Genomic DNA, 16,950 nt, shown 5'->3' with positions numbered 1-16,950 from the left:
TTGTCTGATATGCCTGCTTTTCGGCAAGAGCTCACAACATCTAAGCCATCATGCAAATGCACTTCTATCTCCCGCAATACCTTTAAAGCATCTTCATCTTTGTAACGCTTTCGAGCCATTATCTGATCCTCCTACCTCTAACAAATAATGGCACAGTTTTAAGGGGCTAAGACAAGGTCCTTCTTCTTCCTTTTTTCTTTCTACCCTTTCCCATTACTAGTATCTAATCCCCTCTTCCTACAGACAGACACTAACATCCACAGAGGGTTCGATAGAGAAACAACAAACACGACGATTGGGCTCAGGCAGCCTACGGTGTGAACCACGCCCTGTTACCCCGTGATTAAGGCGAACCGGGGCTAGCGTCCACGACACCCACAACACCCGACAGGAACTGGGGCCCTTTTTGGGGTCCTAAACGGTCCTAATTCTGGCGATTGGGTCTGATCCAGCCTTGGTTTGTTGGGCGATCAGCAGTTTGGCAGGGGCTGAGGGACTCGAACCCACGACCCTCGGTTTTGGAGACCGATGCTCTACCAACTGAGCTAAACCCCTAGAACCAAACTGTGCAGGACGAATACGGAAATGCGAATGGATTTGCAAGCACTGTTATTGTGCAATCCAAATTTTCACTCATTTCAAATTTGGTGAGCGCCGTCACTGCGCGACATCGCGCATAAGGTGCATATCATTACCTTTAGCAATCTAGAGGAGATTAATACAATGAGTGTATCATCGACGTCAGTGTTGCATAATATTCTTTTACCCCATTCATCATTATACCAAGGCCTGTTTGGCCGCATGTTTCGATCGCTTCCAGCATGGACACCCACGGAAACGAACGAACCAGATATCATTGCTGGTTTGCAGAATTTCGCAAACACCGCGATGAGCGAAGCACCTGATGATCCGCTTGGCGATAATGTTAATATGCCAGCGGGTTATACCTATTTTGGGCAATTCGTGGACCATGATATTACATTTGATCCAACTTCATCGCTGCAACGCCAAAACGATCCCAACAAGCTGCATAATTTTCGCACGCCTCGTTTGGATTTGGATTGTCTCTATGGCGAAGGCCCTTCAGATGAACCGTTCATGTATGATGAACATCGCGGCGGTATGTTTCTGATTGGACAATCAGGCGAACAAAATGAACCCGATTTGCCGCGAAACACCCAAGGGCGTGCATTGATTGGTGATATGCGCAACGATGAAAATGTGATTGTCAGCCAATTTCAATTGGCAATGCTCAAGCTGCACAATCGCATCTATGGGCAGTTGATGTTTCCAAATGGGAATATCCCTCCGAATTTTGGATTCGATGGTGACAAATTCGCGCAAGCTCAGCGGATTTTACGATGGTTCTACCAATATGTGGTTTGGCATGATTGGGTGAAGCGCATCGTCAAAGATGCAATTTGGAAAACCGTGTTAAAGAAAGTGAACGGTCAATATGAATACGGTGGACAGTATTATAACTGGGAATACCAACCGTTCATCCCCATTGAATTTTCTGTTGCCGCCTATCGTTTTGGCCATTCATTGGTGCGCCCTGGATATCAGGTAAACCTGAATACCGATGTCGATTTGGGTTTCGGTGTTGAAATCCCGATTTTTCACCCCGATCGCGTTCCTGGCCAAGATGATCTGGCGCTACATGATTTAAAGGGTTTCAAGAACCTACGCAAAAAGCACACGATCCAATGGGATTGGTATTTCAAGATGCAAAGCTCGCAAGGGCCATTTCCACAAGCATCGCGCAAAATCGACCCCCAACTGTCCAGTGCATTGTTCAAAGTGACAGAGGGCCCAGGTGGATTAAACCATCTTGCCTTTCTCAACTTAATGCGCAGTTGGCGGATGGGATTGCCATCTGGCAGTGCCGTCGCTCAGGCGATGGGTTTCACCCCGCATCCTGTGGCCAACGCACATGAGGATGTCCTGTGGCATTACATCCTGAAAGAGGCCAGCAGCCCCAAAGGCCAATCGGGCAAAATGTTGGGTGACGTTGGTGGCACAATCGTGGCCGAGGTGTTTGGTGGATTGCTCTATGGCGACAATAGCTCGTTCGTATCCGCTGCACCAAATTGGACCCCAAATCAGGAACCTGCAATCATGGCATTGCTGCCACGCGGAAAACCGGAATCGGCGGGTGACAATGATAACGACCCCGCAAAATGGACATGGGAAGTGGCTGATTTGTTACGTGCCGCAGGTGCACCCATCAATGACACGGATGTCGCCAGTACAATTGCAACAGGTGCGAACCCTGTTGTGAATAGCTAACCATTTGGGCCGCTGCAATGGCGGCCCATTTTTTAAAACCAGCGCATTTTGCGAAACAGCCAAACTTGTGCGGCGACAATTATCACCATACCCAGCGCAAACCACCAAAACGCATTTGGATTATCTGCACCCGGAATGCCGCCAATATTGATCCCCAACAGCCCCGTTAAAAACCCAAGGGGTAGGAAAATCGCGGCAATCACCGACAGGATATACATGTTGCGGTTCATCTTATCGGCCAAACCGTTCGCCAATTCTTCTTTGACGATTTGTGCGCGTTCTCGGATCATATCCAGATCTTCCACATTACGCTGTGCGATATGATAACTTTCACCCAGATGACGACGGTCACCGTCAGATAGCCAAGCCAAATCAGCATCACGAAATTGTAAAATCGCATCTTTTTGCGGAGCAAGAAATCGACGCAGAACCAATGTTTTCCTTCGCGCGGCATTGATTGCATGGCGTTCAGATTGATCGACACCTTCAATGAGCTGTTCTTCCAGATCATCAACAGTATCGTCAATTTCAGAAACAACAGGACCAAGATACGCCGTTAACCGCGCAGTGATCGCAGCAGCAAATGCACCCGCATTATCAGGCCCCTTGCCCGCCCCGATATCGCTGGCCAATGATGCAATTGATCGCGATGGGCGGCGCTGCAGACTGATGATGCGATGCTCATCAATCCAAAGGCGCACCGAAATCATATCCTCGGGCGATGAATTTTCATTCATGTTCACACCGCGATAAATCACCAAGGCACCTTTGCCTGTGATGGTGGTGCGGGGTCGCGTTTCTTCTGCCACCAAAGCCTGTACGACAAATGGATCAAGATACGACAGGTTTTCATGCAGCCAATCGGCGGCATTGTGATGGGTGGCATCCAAATGCACCCATGCCAGATCATCGCTCTTTAACACTTCGCCGATGCGCTTGCCCTGCAATGCCTGCCCCGCAGCCGCACCATTTAATCCATATGAAAAAATTACAGGATCGTTCATGTCGTTCACCGTTTTTTATTTCAATCCAGATTGGCGCAATCTGTGTGTTTGGACAAGTTGAAAGACATGCGACAAAAAAAGGGCGCCCCATTGGACGCCCTTTTCTAATTCATTAGCTCAGATCGTTTGACCAAAGGCCAAGCCGACCACGCTGGATCGTTTCCCTGACGGGCAGCCGACCAGTGCTTACGCGTGGATTTTAGAAACCACACCAGAACCAACAGTACGGCCACCTTCGCGGATCGCGAAGCGCAGACCTTGTTCCATAGCGATCGGCGCGATCAGTTCTACGTCGAACTTCAAGTTGTCGCCTGGCATCACCATTTCTGTACCTGATGGAAGCTCAACAGTACCTGTCACGTCAGTTGTACGGAAGTAGAACTGTGGACGGTAGTTGGCAAAGAACGGCGTGTGACGGCCACCCTCATCTTTGGTCAGAATGTAAACTTCTGCTTCGAATTTAGTGTGTGGGTTCACTGATTTTGGCGCTGCCAAAACCTGACCACGTTCAACACCATCACGGTCGATACCGCGCAACAGAACACCAACGTTGTCGCCTGCTTCACCACGGTCAAGCAATTTGCGGAACATTTCAACACCAGTACATGTTGTTTTTGATGTGTCTTTGATACCAACGATTTCGATTTCGTCGCCAACATTGATCACGCCACGCTCAACACGACCGGTTACAACTGTACCACGGCCAGAGATTGAGAACACGTCCTCGATTGGCATCAAGAATGGTTGGTCAACCGCACGGGCTGGTTGTGGGATGTATGAATCAACAGCCGCCATCAATTCTGCGATTTTGTCTTTGCCGATCGCATCGTCGCGGTCTTCCAAAGCAGCCAAAGCAGAACCTGCGATGATTGGAATATCATCACCTGGGTAATCGTAGTCGTTCAACAACTCACGGATTTCCATTTCAACCAATTCCAACAACTCGTCGTCGTCAACTTGGTCAACTTTGTTCATGAAAACAACCATTGAAGGGATGCCAACCTGGCGGCCCAACAAGATGTGCTCGCGTGTTTGTGGCATAGGGCCGTCAGCCGCGTTCACAACCAAGATCGCGCCGTCCATTTGCGCCGCACCAGTGATCATGTTTTTCACATAGTCAGCGTGGCCTGGGCAATCAACGTGTGCGTAGTGGCGTGCTTCTGTTTCATATTCAACGTGTGCGGTTGAAATTGTGATACCACGCGCTTTTTCTTCTGGCGCGCCGTCAATTTCGTCATACGCTTTGAAGTCACCAAATTGCTTGGTGATCGCTGCGGTCAATGTTGTCTTACCGTGGTCAACGTGGCCAATTGTGCCGATGTTGCAATGCGGTTTCGAACGTTCAAACTTTTCTTTTGCCATGATCGGCCTCCTTACATGTTCTATCTTAGGATTTGCCAATCCCGTGACACTTACGCGCTTGCGCGTAAAGAAAATTCACAAATAACGCAAGTGAAAATCGTGGGAATGGCATCACGTTTCCGATTTTCCTTTCGAGATATATGATGTCGATCTAAGCTTGGTTCAAGTCTTCTGGTTAAGGATAGCGTATCGGTTATGAACAACACCCCTTCAAACACATCACAGCCTGTCAAAGTGCCCCTTGTCACTGATGTGTGGGGTGTGTTCAAAACTTTGGTCGAGGCGCGCAAAAACGTGTTGTCGATCATCCCCGAACTGGCAACATTACAACCAATCATTTCAGGACGCGTTGCTTGGGTGAACTGGCATATGGTGATGGACCCAAGTGCCATCCAACATATGTTGCGCGATAATCTGGAAAACTATCCCAAATCCGATGTGGTGAAAAACACGCTTGAACCCGCGATTGGTGATAGCCTGTTTATTGCAGAGGGCGCGCATTGGCGCTGGCAACGCCGCGCCGCAGCACCCGTATTTTCGCCGCGCAATATTGCCAATCTTGCGCCCATCATGGGGGCAAGTGCAGATGCGACCTGTGCCCGCCTTGGTGATGGATCACCCCGCATCGATATGTATGAAGAGATGATCAGCGCAACATTTGATGTGATTTCGGACATCACATTTTCAGGGTCGGATGTTTTGGATAGCGACGAAGTCCACCGTGCCATCGACAATTACATTGAACAGGTCGGGCGCGTTTCCATTTTCGATGTGATCGGTCTGCCCACATGGATACCACGCCCATCGCGCATTTTACAGCCAAGCGCGTTGAAACAAACCAAGGCCATCGCCAACAGCGCGGTGCGCAACCGCGCCGCGAGCGGTCCGCGTGATGTGCCCGATTTGCTTGATCTGTTGATGGCGGGCGAAGATTTAAAAACCAAGCGCAAAATGAACGCCGCAGAATTGCGTGATAATTTGTTAACCTTTATTGTAGCAGGGCATGAAACCACGGCGCTGACATTATCTTGGGCACTTTACCTTTGCGCGTTTGATCCTGAAGTACAGGAAAAATTGCGCAATGAAGCACAACAAGTGTTAAACGGGCGCACCGCCACCGCAGAAGATTGCGCTGAGCTCACATATACCAAACAGGTGTTGAACGAAACGCTACGCCTCTACCCACCTGCCGCACTGATTTCGCGCACGGCGCAATCCCATGATGTGTTATCAGATCGCGATATTCACCCCAAAGATACGGTGATGATTCCGATTTATGCGCTGCATCGTCACCACGCGCTATGGGATAATCCCGATGAATTTAACCCAGATCGATTTGGTGAAAATGCCAACCATGATCGGTTTGCATTCCTGCCATTTGGCGATGGTCCGCGGGTGTGTATCGCCGCACAGTTTGCAATGACAGAAGCACAAATAATTTTGGCAACACTTATCAGTCGATACAAATTTGAGCGCATTGATGGCTTGGATCCAAAACCCGTGATGGTTTTAACCCTTCGCCCTGAAGGTGGTGTTCAACTAAAGGTTAGCAAGGTTTAGTCGCAAATTTTGCGCAATGCCTGCCATTCTGAATCGGATAAAACTGGCGTGAAATCCGAATCTGCGATTGTATCTGCGCCGCGTGCATTATCCGCACGTTCACCCAATGCGGGATGAGATGCGATATGGGATAAAAACCCATCATCATCGCCATGTTCGTCTTTCAATTTTTCGAAAAATGCAGCCATCGGTGCGGATGGCAATCCCGCATCCGCCAGAACCTTGTGCGCAAATTCATCCGCAGCGGATTCCGCATCGCGTGTGTAATTTGCCGCGATCAATTGTTCGGCGATAACCAATGCAACCGCACCGCCTGCAAAATCGCCAAACACCATGCCCAAGATACCAACAGACCCTGCCGAACGAAGCGCAAGGCGCGTGGGGTCACGGTTGATCACATGACCATATTCATGGCCCAAAACGCCCGCGACCTCTTCTGGTGAACTGGCATCATCGATCAATCCCTTAAAGATGACAACTTGTCCCCCTGGAACGGCAAATGCATTCACCATTTCATGATCGAAAACGCGCACATTTAAATCATACGGGCTTTGAAATTGTGCAGATAATCGCGCCGACATTTTTTCAAGCGCGGCAACACCTTCAACACCTTTGCAGGTTAAATCGGGGTTTGTTTCAAATGCCAAAATGCGCTCGATCTGGCGTACTGCATTTTGGCCCAGCGCCATTTCTTTTTCGACTGGGATATATTCCGCCAAACGATTTGCAAGGTTTGGAATAATCACAAATAAAATCAGCAAAACAGATGAAATTGCGATCCCTGCGTAAATTGCAACACGACGAAAGGTACCAGCGGGCGCATCCGAATTGTGTAAATTTTTACTGCGTGATTTGATCATTTGCGCAAATTCGGGATCGTCTACAAATAGCCGTTCTTGCTGCCCTGTTTGACAAATGGCAATACCACGGCCACCAGCCTGATCGGGCAAGGCACGGATATCCAAAAAATCCCATTCATAGGATTGATTCAAACTGTTGCCAGTAATGCGAATGCCCGCTTCAAACGTGACTATATCAACGCCATGTTCGCGCGCGGTTTCACCGTCAAAAAATTGACCTAACACAGATGGTGTTTCAACCATTGCTAAAACCCAGCGCCCAGATCAAGCGCATCTGCGAAACCTTCTGCCTCGGCGAAATCATCACCGTCGCGTTGTTTGACTTCGGCCAGTGCAGCAGCGTTATGAATTGCGGTGTTTTGAACAAAATGGCGTATCATCGGTTCGGTGATCATCAAGAGCGACAACACCGAGAGCGCCAAGAAATAGATCAGAAAACCAATACCAGAGGTAAAGATCGCAAGTTCCTGCATCCCCAACATTTTAACAACCAAATATGTCAGCGCACCGCCAATTGCAAAACCAAGCACCGCCGCAACAATGCCTGCAACAAATCCGCCACCAATAAAAATGCCAATAAGGCTGCGCGTACGCGGAAGGCTGGTAAAAGTTACCGTTTCACCCAGCGTTTTATGCTCGGTTAATTTGCGAAAGCTGTGCACGCGATAATATGCAAACCCCGCATAAATCCAGAACGCGCCAACAAACATGACAAACGCACCAAAACCAGTGCCCGAACCGCCCTGATATGTACCATTAGAAGCGCGTGACCATTCACCGCTCGCGGCAAGAAATCCACCGGCAATAATGAATAATACACCAAATAGGATGTGTTTCATTGCGGGGTAAAGCATTGTCCAATTGCCGTTTTGTTCGAATTTAACATCACCATACCACGTGCGATCCGTTTTGTAGGTTTCCAATCGAAAGGTTTGCAGCGGCCATAAAATGCCCAACGTGAGGATCGACAAAATCGTATATCCAATTCCACGCAGCGCATATCCCCACGCGCCCTTGTCCATACCAAACCGAATACCACGCCAACGTGTGCGCGATAATTTGTAACGCCGCGCACGATATTGCGCATAAAAAATCAACGGCAACAGCGCCGCAAAGGCGATGTAGGTTACAGCCAATTGTTGCAATTCATCCGCTGTATCATCGACAGCGGTGAACAGGCTCATTCCCGCAAAAGTCAACAACAGTTGCAAAATCCCAAGGTAAATCGCCAGCACAGCAACCGCGATCAAAAAGCCAAGGAATTTCTCCAAACCCTTGCCGTCATATTCCAACGGCTGCCCATCAGGCGCAACACATGACCAAAAATAATTGCGCAAACGTGTGCGTGCCCAAAAACGATAAATGCCAAGTGTAATCAGCGTGAGCAAAGTGGTTTTTATAGCCAATCTTCGCAGTTCCGGTTTTTCCATCAGATATGAAACACCAATGCTGTTTCCAGTTTCAGTTTCGTTCATATCCAATAGCGCCATTTTCCACCCCTTTGGTCTGATCTCACCACTTACACTTAAAGATTAAATTTGTTGTCATGCGGGAAACCACGCGGCGCCATGCGCCCTGCCCCAGCACGTTTGCCGATCCAGTCTGTCAATTCCGTTTCGGTACGCGTCCGACCCGCTGGATCAAGCCATTGCAGCCCTGTTTCCAAATTCAGTGTGGTTGCATCCGACAATCCGCCGTCTTTGTATTTTTGCAAACGCACACCCTTGCCGCGCGCCATTTCTGGCAATTCTTCCAGTGGGAAAATGATCACTTTGCGGTTTTGTCCAACACAAGCGAGATGATCACCCACAACGGGCTTACAAACCAATGCGGTAACTTCGCCGCGCACATTCAATACTTGTTTCCCTGTGCGGGTTTGCGCCAAGACTTCTTTTTCTTCGACGACAAATCCATCGCCCGCACTAGATGCCAGCAATAATCGGCGCGCCGGATCATGGATGAACAATGCCATCATATCCGCATCATTGGGCAGATCGACCATCAATCGGATAGGCTCACCCATGCCGCGCCCACCTGGCAATTCGGAACAAGGTAGCGTGTAAAAACGCCCGTTTGATCCAAACAACACCAATTTATCGGTGGTTTCTGCATGGAACATAAAACGGCCCTCGTCGCCGTCTTTGAATTTCAACTCTTGGGACAGATCGATATGCCCCTTCATGGCGCGCACCCAACCCATTGCAGAACAGACGACGGTAATTGGCTCTTTTTCGATCATTGCCTCAAGTGGAACTTCTTCGAATTCTGGGGCGTCTTCTAATAATGTGCGTCGCGCCCCAAATTCGGAATCTTTGCCAAATTGTTTGCGGGTTTCGCGTAATTGATCCTTGATCCGATTCCATTGCAATTCTTCACTGCCTAGCAGATCATCCAGCTCGGCGCGTTCGATCTGTAGCGCATCCAGCTCGTTGCGCAATTCCATTTCTTCAAGGCGGCGCAAACTGCGCAAACGCATATTCAAAATCGCTTCGGCTTGAACATCAGACAGGGAAAATTCCGCCATCATGATCGGCTTGGGTTCATCCTCTTCGCGGATGATTTCGATCACACGATCAAGGTTAAGGAACGCAACGATGTAACCTTCCAAGACTTCGAGCCGGCGATCAATTTTATCCATACGGAACTTGGATCGGCGATATAAAACCTCGCGACGGTGATCAAGGAATGCACGAAGCACCTCTTTCATCGAACAGACCTTGGGCGTGCGCCCGTCGATCAACACGTTCAGGTTCATGCTAAATCGCGTTTCCAGATCACACAGTTTAAACAGCGTTTCCATCAACACGGTTGGATCCACCGTTTTGGCGCGCGGTTCCAAAACCAAACGAATGTCATCCGCGCTTTCGTCGCGTACATCGGCCAAAATCGGAATTTTTTTCAACTGAATCAGTTCAGCAATTTTTTCGATCAGCTTGGATTTTTGCACCTGATAAGGGATTTCGGTAACGACAACCTGCCACATACCGCGGCCGATATCTTCGATTTCCCATTTTGATCGCAGGCGAAACGAACCGCGACCCGTTTTATAGGCATTCAGAATATTTTCCGCAGGTTCCACCAAAATGCCACCCGTTGGAAAATCAGGGCCGGGCACATATTCCATCAAGGTTTCATCACGTGCGTTTGGTGCTTTGATCAGATGGATCGCGGCATCGCACAGCTCGCCAATATTATGAGGTGGAATATTTGTGGCCATCCCAACGGCAATGCCAGATGACCCATTTGCCAAAAGATTTGGAAAACTTGCAGGTAGCACCGCGGGTTCGGTCAGTGATCCATCATAATTTTCACGAAAATCTACGGCGTCTTCGGACAGACCTTCTAACATGGCTTCTGCTACGGCGGTCATGCGGGCCTCTGTGTAACGCGCCGCGGCGGGGTTGTCGCCGTCAATGTTGCCAAAGTTACCTTGCCCATCCACCAGTGGATAGCGCACGTTGAAATCTTGCGCCAAGCGGGCAAGCGCATCATAAATCGCCTGATCACCATGTGGGTGATAGTTACCCATGACGTCACCCGAAATTTTGGCCGATTTACGAAAACCCCCATTTGACGCCAATTTCAATTCGCGCATCGCATATAAAATGCGGCGGTGCACAGGTTTCAAACCATCGCGTGCGTCGGGCAAGGCTCGGTGCATAATTGTGGACAACGCATATGTCAGGTACCGATCACCAATTGCGCGGCGAAGCGGTTCTTTTACTGTCATTCCGTCGTGGTGATCATCACCGTTCATGTTGGGTTCATCTATGTTATCAGCCATAGATGATGTGTAACCATGCCGTAATGTAAGGTCTAGTGCGGATTGGATTTCGATTGCATAAATCACACGTAACTTGCATTCTGGGTCAAAATTTAGGGGGTATCATGGCGCAAAAATCGATCTTAATCACTGGTTGTTCATCGGGCATTGGCTATGACGCCGCCCACACGTTGCACAAACGCGGATGGCGTGTTTTTGCAACGTGTCGCCAAGAAACAGATTGCGAACGGCTCCGTGGTGAAGGATTGGAAAGCTTCCTACTTGATTACGCGGACGAAGACAGCATCAAGGCAGCAGTTGCTGAAACCTTGTCACGCACAGGCGGCACATTGGATGCGCTTTATAATAACGGGGCTTATGCGTTGCCTGGGTTAACTCAAGATTATCCGCGCCAAGCGTTGCGGGAAATATTTGAAACAAATCTGTTTGGGTATTTTGATTTGATCAATCAAATCTTGCCTACCATGTTGGCCCAAGGTCATGGACGCATTATCAATTGTTCATCCGTACTGGGTATCGCTGCGATGCGAGCCCGGGGGGCATACAATTCAACAAAATTCGCAATGGAAGGTTTGACCGACACCATGCGCTTGGAGCTGTATCGCCAACCCGTAGATATTATATTGATCGAACCAGGCCCCATTACGACAGACATTCGCGTAAACGCCCAACCCCATTTTGAAAAATGGATTGATTGGGAAAATTCATCGGCGCGCAAATTGTATGAACGCGAATTGATGCCACGCCTTTACGTTGAAAATCCCACACCAGACAAAGGTGAATTACCACCCAGCGCGGTAACGGCAAAGTTAATCCATGCATTGGAATCAAAACGCCCGCGCCCACGGTATTATGTGACGACGCCGACCTATGTTGCATCGATCCTGCGACGTATTCTACCAACCCGCGCGATGGACTGGGTTTTCGCAAAGGTTTAAGATAGGGTTGATCCCACAAACGAGGAAATTCCGATGTCTGGTTTTTACTATCTTATAATCATTGCCTGCTTGGCTGTTTTGGCTGTGTTGATGCTGGGGCTTGGGTCATTCACAAGTGGCGGCGAATTCAACCGTAAATACGCCAATAAAATCATGCGGTGGCGCATTATTTTACAAGCAATCGCCGTGATCATGATCGTGATTTATGCAATCATTCGATCCAGCGCAAACGCATAACCATGGTCACGCTCAGCAAAATTTACACCAAAACCGGTGACAAGGGCGAAACAGCGCTTGGCGATCAAACACGCGTTGCCAAACATAGTTTGCGCGTATCCACATACGGCACGGTTGATGAAACCAATGCCACCGTTGGCATGGCGCGTTTACATGCGAGCGGTGATCTAGATGCAGGGTTGTCGCGCATTCAAAACGATCTGTTTGATCTGGGCGCAGATTTATGCCGCCCAAATATGGCCAATGATGCCGATGCTGAATACCCACCATTGCGGATAATCGAAAGCCAAGTTGAACGGCTTGAATCGGAAATCGACGCGATGAACGCTGAGCTTCAACCGTTGAAAAGTTTTATTCTGCCAGGGGGCACTGCGCTTGCTGCTCATCTCCATCTGTGTCGCACGGTATCGCGCCGCGCTGAACGTATGGCGGTGGAATTGGCAACGATCGAAGATATAAATACCGTTGCGGTGAAATATCTGAACCGTCTTTCGGATTGGTTTTTTGTTGCAGGAAGAATCGCCAATAACACCGGTGAAAACGATGTTTTGTGGGTTCCGGGCGCAAACCGATAGCGCAAGCGGACGAATAACGCGGCGTATTCCAGCCTTTCTGCGTCCTTTTTGACCTTTTCGTCGCTGCACATATTGGCTACATCTTTCCTCGTATTACTTGGCCAAGGGGCATCTTTGGCTAAAATCGTGAGGAGATACGCTTATGAAGGTGCTTGTACCTGTTAAACGCGTGATCGATTATAACGTGAAAGTCCGCGTAAAAGCAGACGGCAGCGGCGTTGATCTCGCCAATGTGAAAATGTCCATGAACCCATTTGATGAGATTGCTGTCGAAGAAGCAATTCGCATGAAAGAGGCTGGCAAAGTTGACGAAATCGTTGTTGTTTCCATCGGCATCGAGAAATCCCAAGAAACATTGCGCACCGCATTAGCGATGGGCGCGGATCGTGCGATTTTGGTAAATGCAGCGGATGACGTTCACACCGATATCGAACCATTGGCCGTTGCAAAGTTGTTGAAAGCAGTTATCGCAGAAGAAAACCCAGGTTTGGTTTTGTGCGGTAAACAAGCAATCGACAATGACATGAACGCAACCGGTCAAATGTTGTCCGCATTGTTGGGCTGGTCACAAGCAACATTCGCATCTGAAATCAATGTGGATGGCGATAGCGCCACGGTCACACGTGAAGTAGACGGCGGTTTGCAAACCATCAAGGTAAAGATGCCCGCCATCGTTACCGTTGATTTGCGTTTGAACGAACCACGTTACGCATCATTGCCAAACATCATGAAAGCCAAGAAAAAACCGCTTGATACAAAAACAGCGGCTGATCTGGGTGTAGATGTTGCACCGCGCCTTAGCGTTGTAAAAACAACAGAACCAGCCGAACGCGCCGCAGGTGTTAAGGTTGCCGATGTTGCCGAATTGGTTGCAAAACTCAAAGACGAAGCGGGGGTTATCTAATGGCTGTACTTCTACTAGCAGAAATCGTGGGTGGCGAAATTTCAATCGACCAAACCGCAAAAGCGTTGAGCGCAGCAAAAGAATTGGGTGATGTAACAATCCTTTGTGCATCCGCTGGATGTTCAGATGCAGCAGAAGCTGCTGCAAAATTGGATGGCGTTGCCAAAGTTCTTTGTGCGGATGACGCGGCATATGGCAATGGCCTAGCTGAGCCAATCGCAGATTTGATCGTTTCTTTGGCTGGTGATTATGACCACATCGTTGGTCCATCAACAGCAAGTGCGAAAAACATTTTGCCACGCGTGGCGGCATTGTTGGACGTTATGGTGATTTCAGATGTGATGGGTGTTGTAGACGCCGACACATTCGAGCGCCCGATTTACGCAGGGAACGCAATTCAAACTGTGAAATCCGCAGATGCCAAAAAGGTTCTGTCTGTGCGGACCGCTGGTTATGATGCCGCATCTGAAGGTGGCTCTGCATCAGTTGAAACAATTTCAGCAACTGCAAACCCAGGCCTGTCCGAATGGGTTGAAGACAAGGTTCAAGAATCTGATCGCCCAGAGCTAACATCAGCGAAAATCGTTGTATCAGGTGGCCGCGGTGTTGGTTCCGAAGAGGACTTTGCAATCATCGAAGCCTTGGCCGACAAACTTGGTGCTGCTGTTGGCGCATCACGTGCTGCGGTGGATTCAGGTTATGCACCAAACGATTGGCAAGTTGGCCAAACAGGCAAAGTTGTTGCACCAGAGCTTTACGTTGCTGTGGGTATTTCTGGCGCAATCCAACACTTGGCTGGTATGAAAGATTCCAAAGTCATCGTTGCCATCAACAAAGACGAAGAAGCACCAATTTTCCAAGTTGCGGATTATGGTTTGGTTGCAGATTTGTTTGATGCGGTTCCAGAGCTGACAAAAGCGCTGTAATTTTTAAGCACATGAATTGAAAAGACCCGCCATTGAGCGGGTCTTTTTTTAAGCGTTCTTTTTCAATGCTAAGGTTTCATCGCGAAGATATGCCATCAATCCTTCGCCATCCGTTTTATATTTATCCAATACATCACGCCCAATCGGTGTCCCAATAATCGGTTTTTGTGGGCGACCAAGTGATCGTTTGATTTCATACATCAACAAGCTTTGACGTGTCAGATGCGAAATGCGGTTTGCAATTTGAAATGCGCGCGAATTTGAACCAGGGAAATAGATTGGCAAAACAACAGTGTCTGTCTGGCGGATTAATTTTGATGTAAACGTTCCCCATTCAGCCTCTACCACAGGGCCAAATGCTGTTTGGCTTGTGGAAACCGTACCCGCGGGGAAAACGGCAATGCAATGTCCGTCTTTGACGGAGCTCAACGCCTCTTTGCGGGTATTTAGATTTTTGCGAACAGAGTCTTCTTCGTGGGGAAAGCTGACCGACAAAAGATTTTTTTCCGCCGCTTCAACCCCATTCAACAACGCACGCGCCATAATTCGAAAATCTTGGCGAACACGCGAAAGCAGCCAAGCAATCACCAATCCATCAACCAATCCGTGGGGATGGTTGCAGACAACAACCAGCGAACCCGTTTTGGGTATGCGCGCCAGATCGTCATCTGTTACCATGATGTCGATTTCCATCTCTTCCATCACGGAAACCCAGAAATCGGGATTTTTGTTTTTGCGACGTTCCCAACGACGCATGCGCATTAACAAAGGATAGCGCGCAGTAATTGCTTCGACTGTTTTGATAAACAATCGCTTGTACCATTCAGGGAATGAATTTGCATAAGTCAATTCTGACCGGTCATACAAAACATCCTTATAGGGTTGTTCTTTTTCGATATTATGCCGCATATCCATTTTATCGACCTTCGCCAAAGAAATCTTCGACAAGTGCTTTGATCGCTTGAGCAAGTTCTTCGGCTGCTGCGCCTTCGGTCTCTACTTGTATCGTACTACCACGGGCGGCGGCAAGCATCATCAAGCCCATGATGGAATCGCCCGAAACGGACATCCCGTCTTTGGTGACGGTTGCGTTGGCATCAAAGGATTCAACAGTTTCCACAAATTTTGCAGACGCACGGGCGTGCAAACCCTTTTCATTTATAATCTCAAGTTCGATATTCACATACCCGCCTGTTGTTATATTCCCGCGTGACCACTGCAGGTATTGATGTATTTACGACCAGCATCCATTGCGGCCTTTAGCGCGCTTTCAATTGGCAATCCACGCGATTTCACCAATTTAAGCAGCATTGGCAGGTTTGCGCCATATAAAATACGACGATCCGCACAATCGCACGCCTTCATCGACAAATTGGATGGTGATCCACCAAACATATCGGTGACAACAACCACACCTTCGCCTTCATCAACAGAATCGGCTGCTTTGCAAATTTCGGCTTGTTTCCCTGCGCGATCACATTCCGCAGCGATTGAAATGGCGCAGATGCCTTCTTGTTTTCCCATAACATGCTGAATCGCCAGAAGATATTCTTCTGCTAAACGACCATGTCCTACGATCACGACTCCAATCAAGCCGGAAACTCCTGTCTTTCGCGCAGCTAATTCGCGTTGCGCCGTTCCATTTCCCGATGGCGTATAGACACCTGCCATCCTTTTTTTGCAAGGGTATTCGCCAATTCTTCCGTCAAAGTGACGGAACGATGTTGGCCACCCGTACAGCCTAAACCTATGGTGAAATGCGACTTGCCCTCTTCGCGGTATGCGGGCAACAACAATTCCGCCATGTTCACGACTTGGTCAAAAAATTGATCATAGCGTTCATCTGCTTGCACATATGAGCGCACTTCTTGATCAAGCCCAGTTTTTCCCCGCAACGATTCATCCCAATATGGGTTTCGCAAAAACCGACAATCCAAAACCATATCAATGCCGCGTGGAACGCCGCGTTTGTATGAAAACGATTGAAGATTAACCGCCAATGTCGCGCCGCTTTCGCCTGCGAACAATCGATTAATTTCGTCGCGTAGATCATGCGGGGTCAATTCTGATGTGTTAATTAAGGCGTCTGCGCGATTTTTCAATAACTGCAGCAAATCCTTCTCTGCATCTATCCCTGCTTTGGGCGTATCGCTTGGTAACAATGGGTGACGTCTGCGTGTTTCGCTAAAGCGGCGCAACAATACATCAGATGAACAATTCACGTAAAATAAGGTACAGGTAAAGTCTTCCTTTTCACGGATCAGATCCATGATATCCATTACACCTTTGACGCTAAAATCTCGTGTGCGAACATCCATACCCAGTGCAATATCGCGCCCTGATGCTGGCCCATGAAACAAGCGTGGCACCAATGCTAACGGCATGTTTTCGATGGTTTCGTATCCCATATCTTCGAATGCGTTTATCGCAGTGCTACGCCCTGCACCCGATGGCCCAGTGACCAGAACAATATTTGTTACGGCACCAACAGATTTCATATCTGACCTTTAT

The 16,950-nt window shown here is 48.7% G+C and carries 16 protein-coding genes and 1 tRNA gene; 7 read left to right on the top strand and 10 right to left on the bottom strand.

The genetic code is table 11. From position 1 onward, the window contains the following. Nucleotides 1–479: 479 nt before the first annotated feature. A tRNA-Trp gene (locus BFP76_RS14020) sits at nt 480–555 on the bottom strand. A 168-nt stretch (nt 556–723) separates the two neighbouring features. Between BFP76_RS14020 and BFP76_RS14015 the strand changes: the two genes are divergently transcribed. Next, nucleotides 724–2,289: a peroxidase family protein gene (locus tag BFP76_RS14015; protein WP_099594566.1), complete on the top strand. Its 1,566-nt coding sequence runs from the start codon at nt 724–726 to the stop codon at nt 2,287–2,289. A gap of 32 nt (nt 2,290–2,321) precedes the next feature. Here BFP76_RS14015 and BFP76_RS14010 read toward each other — a convergent pair whose 3' ends face one another. Next, nucleotides 2,322–3,293, bottom strand: coding sequence for a zinc transporter ZntB (locus BFP76_RS14010; protein ID WP_099594565.1), 972 nt, complete (start codon nt 3,291–3,293; stop codon nt 2,322–2,324). 186 nt (nt 3,294–3,479) lie between these two features. Further along, entirely contained in the window at nt 3,480–4,655 is a 1,176-nt protein-coding gene (gene tuf, locus BFP76_RS14005; RefSeq protein WP_099592119.1) for an elongation factor Tu, read from the bottom strand. Nucleotides 4,656–4,850: 195 nt separating this feature from the next. Between tuf and BFP76_RS14000 the strand changes: the two genes are divergently transcribed. Further along, nucleotides 4,851–6,215: a cytochrome P450 gene (locus BFP76_RS14000; RefSeq protein ID WP_099594564.1), complete on the top strand. Its 1,365-nt coding sequence runs from the start codon at nt 4,851–4,853 to the stop codon at nt 6,213–6,215. Here the strand turns inward: BFP76_RS14000 and BFP76_RS13995 are convergent. Genes BFP76_RS13995 through parC form a run of 3 tightly spaced genes read right to left on the bottom strand, consistent with a single transcriptional unit; the run spans nt 6,212 to nt 10,859 of the window. Next, on the bottom strand, nt 6,212–7,318 hold the full coding sequence (locus BFP76_RS13995; RefSeq protein WP_099594563.1) for a M48 family metallopeptidase: 1,107 nt from the start codon (nt 7,316–7,318) through the stop codon (nt 6,212–6,214). The two genes, BFP76_RS14000 and BFP76_RS13995, sit on opposite strands and share 4 nt — an antisense overlap. A gap of 2 nt (nt 7,319–7,320) precedes the next feature. Beyond that, a complete protein-coding gene (locus tag BFP76_RS13990) occupies nt 7,321–8,565 on the bottom strand; it encodes a DUF898 family protein (RefSeq protein ID WP_099594562.1) in 1,245 nt (414 codons plus the stop codon). Between the two features lie 35 nt (nt 8,566–8,600). After that, a complete protein-coding gene (gene parC, locus BFP76_RS13985) occupies nt 8,601–10,859 on the bottom strand; it encodes a DNA topoisomerase IV subunit A (protein ID WP_099594590.1) in 2,259 nt (752 codons plus the stop codon). A gap of 104 nt (nt 10,860–10,963) precedes the next feature. Here parC and BFP76_RS13980 point away from each other — a divergent pair, with 104 nt between their 5' ends. The 5 genes from BFP76_RS13980 (at nt 10,964) to BFP76_RS13960 (ending at nt 14,439) form a co-directional block, all read left to right on the top strand. Beyond that, a complete protein-coding gene (locus BFP76_RS13980) occupies nt 10,964–11,797 on the top strand; it encodes an SDR family NAD(P)-dependent oxidoreductase (protein WP_099594561.1) in 834 nt (277 codons plus the stop codon). Between the two features lie 33 nt (nt 11,798–11,830). Then, the gene (locus tag BFP76_RS13975; RefSeq protein ID WP_099594560.1) at nt 11,831–12,034 is read left to right on the top strand and encodes a twin transmembrane helix small protein; all 204 of its coding nucleotides are present in this window, start codon (nt 11,831–11,833) and stop codon (nt 12,032–12,034) included. A gap of 2 nt (nt 12,035–12,036) precedes the next feature. Then, on the top strand, nt 12,037–12,609 hold the full coding sequence (locus BFP76_RS13970; protein WP_099594559.1) for a cob(I)yrinic acid a,c-diamide adenosyltransferase: 573 nt from the start codon (nt 12,037–12,039) through the stop codon (nt 12,607–12,609). Between the two features lie 142 nt (nt 12,610–12,751). Then, nucleotides 12,752–13,513 (top strand): electron transfer flavoprotein subunit beta/FixA family protein, encoded by a 762-nt coding sequence (locus BFP76_RS13965; protein ID WP_099594558.1) that lies wholly within the window; start codon nt 12,752–12,754, stop codon nt 13,511–13,513. Then, nucleotides 13,513–14,439, top strand: coding sequence for an electron transfer flavoprotein subunit alpha/FixB family protein (locus BFP76_RS13960; protein WP_099594557.1), 927 nt, complete (start codon nt 13,513–13,515; stop codon nt 14,437–14,439). Before BFP76_RS13965 ends, BFP76_RS13960 begins: the two co-directional genes overlap by 1 nt. 48 nt (nt 14,440–14,487) lie before the next feature. Here BFP76_RS13960 and BFP76_RS13955 read toward each other — a convergent pair whose 3' ends face one another. Genes BFP76_RS13955 through rapZ form a run of 4 tightly spaced genes read right to left on the bottom strand, consistent with a single transcriptional unit; the run spans nt 14,488 to nt 16,937 of the window. Continuing rightward, nucleotides 14,488–15,354: a lysophospholipid acyltransferase family protein gene (locus BFP76_RS13955; protein ID WP_099594556.1), complete on the bottom strand. Its 867-nt coding sequence runs from the start codon at nt 15,352–15,354 to the stop codon at nt 14,488–14,490. A 1-nt stretch (nt 15,355) separates the two neighbouring features. Further along, nucleotides 15,356–15,622 carry an HPr family phosphocarrier protein gene (locus BFP76_RS13950; RefSeq protein ID WP_205661467.1) on the bottom strand — a complete coding sequence of 89 codons (267 nt, stop codon included), beginning with the start codon at nt 15,620–15,622 and terminating at the stop codon, nt 15,356–15,358. A gap of 14 nt (nt 15,623–15,636) precedes the next feature. Then, a complete protein-coding gene (locus BFP76_RS13945; RefSeq protein WP_099594589.1) occupies nt 15,637–16,032 on the bottom strand; it encodes a PTS sugar transporter subunit IIA in 396 nt (131 codons plus the stop codon). A gap of 26 nt (nt 16,033–16,058) precedes the next feature. Next, a complete protein-coding gene (rapZ, locus tag BFP76_RS13940) occupies nt 16,059–16,937 on the bottom strand; it encodes an RNase adapter RapZ (protein ID WP_099594554.1) in 879 nt (292 codons plus the stop codon). Nucleotides 16,938–16,950: the final 13 nt, after the last annotated feature.

Source organism: Paramylibacter kogurei (assembly GCF_002742285.1).
GTDB classification, from domain to species: domain Bacteria; phylum Pseudomonadota; class Alphaproteobacteria; order Rhodobacterales; family Rhodobacteraceae; genus Amylibacter; species Amylibacter kogurei.
The sequence above is the reverse complement of the archived record's forward strand: the minus strand, read 5'-3'. Positions and strand labels throughout refer to the sequence as shown.